The organism is Oleiphilus sp. HI0125, from assembly GCF_001635355.1.
Genome location: NZ_LWGF01001420.1, coordinates 1 through 983, shown reverse-complemented (window position 1 = coordinate 983; position 983 = coordinate 1). Strand labels below are relative to the sequence as shown.

At 46.9% G+C, this 983-nt stretch carries 1 protein-coding gene; it reads left to right on the top strand.

The genetic code is table 11. From position 1 onward, the window contains the following. Positions 1–63: 63 nt before the first annotated feature. On the top strand, positions 64–983 hold a 920-nt coding region (gene rluD / locus A3762_RS24095; protein WP_068758003.1), incomplete at its 3' end, for a 23S rRNA pseudouridine(1911/1915/1917) synthase RluD.

Sequence of the window (983 nt, the reverse complement as noted above, 5' to 3'; positions counted from 1 at the left end):
AATGCGTCGATTATGTCATAACTTTGGGCTGTATCGTAAGAGTCCTACTGCACGGAATAGAAGATGAGTGAGCATACACGCGAGAGCGTAGAAGCGGATTTTGTAATTGATATGGAACATTCTGGGATGCGCTTAGATCAGGCGATTTCGGAATTGATGCCAGATTATTCGCGTTCGCGCCTCCAGCAATGGATTAAACAGGGTGCATTGACTGTAAATGGCGCAGTACTGAAGCCGAAAGAAAAAGTAAAAGTTAACGACTTCATCGAGCTCAGAGCGGAACTTGAAGCGCAGGGTGAGTGGAAGGCAGAGCCTGTTGATCTGGATATTGTTTATGAAGATGAAGCCATATTGATTATCAATAAGCCCGTTGGCCTTGTTGTGCACCCAGCAGCAGGAAATTATTCCGGAACGTTAGTTAATGGCTTACTTCATTATGATGCGAGCTTAGAGAATGTGCCGCGCGCAGGTATCGTGCATCGTTTGGATAAAGATACTTCAGGCTTGATGGTGGTCGCTAAAACCTTGCAAGCCCACGCGCATATTGTTGCTCAGCTACAAGATAGAAGTATGGGGCGTGAATATGAAGCCCTCGTAACGGGAGTTATGACAGGCGGTGGTACCGTCGATGAGCCAATTGCTCGCCATTCTCGAGATCGAAAGAAAATGGCAGTTACGCCTTTTGGCAAGAATGCCGTGACGCATTATCGCGTGGTTAAAAAATTCGATCACCATACGCATATTCGTGTGAAGCTAGAGACTGGGCGTACGCATCAAATTCGTGTTCACATGGCGCACATTGGTTATCCGCTTGTTGGTGACAGAACATACGCAGGACGTTCGAAAGTGCCGGCGGGAACGAGTCCTGAATTCAAAGAAGCATTGAAAGCTTTCCCTCGTCAGGCGCTGCATGCAAAAAAACTCACTTTGATTCATCCTTTAGACGAAGAAGAAGTGAGTTGGGAAGTAGACCTGCCGCAAGA